At 57.0% G+C, this 2,944-nt stretch carries 3 protein-coding genes and 1 pseudogene (1 of these 4 cut by a window edge); 1 reads left to right on the top strand and 3 read right to left on the bottom strand.

Features of this window, described 5'->3' with window-relative positions:
* The 3 genes and pseudogenes from A3H92_08075 to A3H92_08065 all read right to left on the bottom strand — a co-directional run.
* Nucleotides 1–336: pseudogene (locus A3H92_08075) on the bottom strand (hypothetical protein); it reaches 904 nt to the left of the window's first position.
* 110 nt (nucleotides 337–446) lie between these two features.
* Nucleotides 447–1,586 (bottom strand): hypothetical protein, encoded by a 1,140-nt coding sequence (locus tag A3H92_08070; protein OHC74753.1) that lies wholly within the window; start codon nucleotides 1,584–1,586, stop codon nucleotides 447–449.
* Between the two features lie 262 nt (nucleotides 1,587–1,848).
* The gene (locus A3H92_08065; protein ID OHC74862.1) at nucleotides 1,849–2,388 is read right to left on the bottom strand and encodes a peptide deformylase; all 540 of its coding nucleotides are present in this window, start codon (nucleotides 2,386–2,388) and stop codon (nucleotides 1,849–1,851) included.
* 148 nt (nucleotides 2,389–2,536) lie between these two features.
* On the opposite strand from A3H92_08065, the gene A3H92_08060 reads away from it, so the two are divergent.
* On the top strand, nucleotides 2,537–2,740 hold the full coding sequence (locus A3H92_08060) for a 30S ribosomal protein S21 (GenBank protein ID OHC74752.1): 204 nt from the start codon (nucleotides 2,537–2,539) through the stop codon (nucleotides 2,738–2,740).
* Nucleotides 2,741–2,944 lie beyond the last annotated feature (204 nt).

The following is a 2,944-nucleotide window of genomic DNA, read 5'->3' as shown; positions in this document are numbered from 1 at the left end:
TGAGGCCGCCGCCACCAGCCCGGTCTGTGAATGGCCGCCCATGGTCAGCCGGTAAACGTAATAACAAGGCACAGGATCGCGCATCAAAATGCCGCTCTCGATCATCCTGAAGAAGTTGTCGGCTCCCTTGGCGTAGACCGCATCCGAGTGCGCATCAATGCCCGACGGCAAGTCGATCTCCGGTTTGGACACATGCAGGAAAGACCATTCCTTGCCCTTGGCCCGCACCCGCGCTTCCTCGGAATTGAGCACGTCATAAGGCGGCGCCGCCACCTCGGCGACACGGTTGGGCGCGGGACGCAATCCGGGGAAAGGACGCAACAGCGGCAGCGGCATGACAATGCTCCTGGTAATGACCATACGGACGGGAATTATACCAGTGGCCGTAAAAAATGACTCTTAAAAATTCTCCCCCTTTCAAAGGGGGAGTTAGAGGGGGTAGACGCCTATCGCCACTTCTGCCAGTTGGCGGCGGTCTCGGCGGTTTTGGCTTCGACTTGGGCGGCGGCGCGGGCTTCGGCCTCGCGGTCGGCGGCTTCATTCGCGGCTTTGATGGCCTTGGCGACGGCCAGTTTGAGGGCGTCGATCTTGGAAAGTGAGGCTTTTTCGGCGGCCTCTTTGGCGGCGGCTTCTTTTATCGCCTGGGCCGTGGCTTCCTCGGCGGCCTTTTCGGCGACGGCTTTTTCCTCGGCGGCTTTCTCGGCGGCCTTCCTTGCCCGCTCGGCGGCGTCCTCGGCGGCGGCTCTCTCGGCGGCTGACCGGGCGGCGGCTTCCTCATCGGCGACCTTTGACGCCTTCACTTCTTCAAGCACCTTTTCGGGCGTATCTTCCTTGGTCAGCGTCCGGGTGGTTTTGGCGTATAACGAGCCGGTCCAGTCGATCTTGGTAAAGACATCGGCGATCTTGTTGAGGGTGAATTTGTAGGTAAGAGTCTCCGGCTCGGCGTTGGGCAAAGGCTTCACCGAGTCCACCGAAAGGTCATAGAAAGACACCGACCAGTCCCCCGGCATTTTGCTGTCCGTGGGCTTGAAGATCACATATCCGGCATTAGCCCGTCCCGGCAGGATTTTGAAATCGCCATCAATCAGCGCCAACTTGGAGTACTGGAGGGTCAGTTGCGGCGTGTCCTGGCAGGGGCGCTCGGCCAGGAAATGAAGCTTCAGCGCGTCCCGGTTAAGCGCGGCGTATTGAACGCCATCGGGGTCAAACAGGGTAATCTCGGACGACTTGAGTTTGACTACATAGGGGGTGTCGTTTCGGATCTTGACCTGGAATATCATGCCGCCTTCCGGGTGAAGCGGGATACCCGCGCCGATGCCGGGGAACATGCCCGAGGCGGCCTTGCAAGCGAGGGAATTTCCCATAAACGAAGGCGGAGCCTCGGTCAGCATATCGCCCTTCAGCCTGATGCCTTTGGCTACGTTCATCCAGTTTTCCGGGTCGTCAGGCTTCACTTCGTATCTGACATCGGCATAATCGCCGGAGCAGCCGGAAATGACGGCGATCACGCCCGCCGCCGGCAATGCGCCGGCAAATAAGGCCAGTAGTCTGATTCTGCTATTCAGCGACTTAACGTCCCGGATCATGTCAACGACTCCACGATTCAGATTCCGACGATTCGATTTGATATTTAAGTAATTCAGTTGTGTCAACTACATATGGTAGGGAACTTAAAAAAACTATACGAAGCACACCATATATCGGCGCGATAATGCCTTGTCGTTATTGGCTTTTTGGCTTTTTTGCGATGTGTGAGCGATAACGGCCGCCGTCCGGCGATAGGCCGGGCGCAGCGGGTGGTTTTTGGTTTTTTTAGGCGAATCGGCGCTTCGATTCGCGGACGGGAAGCTAATCTTCCTCGGTGATATGGTAGCGCCTCATTTCCTCGGAGAATCCGAAACGCTTCAAATCAGGCATGCGCATGGGGAACAACATGCCGTTCAGGTGGTCAAGTTCATGTTGGACGACGCGGGCATGGAATCCGGTTGCCCGGCGTTCGATCTTTTCGCCGCGAAGACCGACGCCCCAATAGCGGATGCAGCGGTGGCGCGGCACGAAGCCGGTCATGCCGGGCAGGGACAAGCAGCCTTCCCAGGCGCATAAGACGTCATCTCCCTGAGGCTCGAAAGACGGGTTGATCAATACCGTCAACGGCGTTTCGTCATCTTCCTCGGCAAGCCCCGCGTCTTCATAGCGTTCATCGGCGTCAAGCGCCGAGGGCACATGGAAGATCACCAGCCGCACGGGGGCATACACCTGGGGGGCGGCCAGGCCGACGCCGCCGGCGTCAGCCATGGTGTCAATCATATCGGCGACCAGCCGCTTGATTTCGTCTGATTCCGGGTCCTTGACCGGACCCGCCGGGCCGTCAAGCGCCGGGTGGCCCATGCGGGCAATTTTCAAAATTGACAAGACTTATTCCTTTACCTCTTCAAACAGCCTTTCCATTGCCTGATGAATGTGTTAGAAGGCCGCTCCGTTACTGGGAAATCTGTTTAAACCGTTGTGTCGGCTAAAGGAAGGAGTATCAAGTTCCGTGCATGTAACCGTTCGAGATAACAACGTCGATCAAGCCCTGAAGGCCCTCAAGAAAAAAATGCAGCGCGAGGGCATCTTTCGCGAAATGAAACTTCGCCGTTCCTTTGAAAAGCCGTCTGAGCGCAAGGCCCGTGAAAAGGCCGAGGCCGTTCGTCGCGCCCGTAAACTTGAACGCAAGCGCGTAGAACGCGAAGGCTTCTGACCGTTAATTCAAGGTTTAATGGCCCAAATTCAGTTTTATTAAGACGCCGTGGGGCAATCCTGCGGCGCTTTGCTTTAGGCTGCAAAACCGGCTCCTGAATTTCCGGCATATCAATGAATTTCACATTGAATGAGGAGTGGAGCGTCCCCTGTTAAAAACTCCGAACGCCCTTGATTTGCCGGGCGGTTTTAGCGATTTGACGTA

This window comes from Rhodospirillales bacterium RIFCSPLOWO2_02_FULL_58_16 (genome assembly GCA_001830425.1).
Classification (GTDB): Bacteria; Pseudomonadota; Alphaproteobacteria; order Rhodospirillales; family 2-02-FULL-58-16; genus 2-02-FULL-58-16.
Note: the sequence above shows the minus strand (reverse complement) of the source record. Positions and strands in the feature narration are given on the sequence as shown.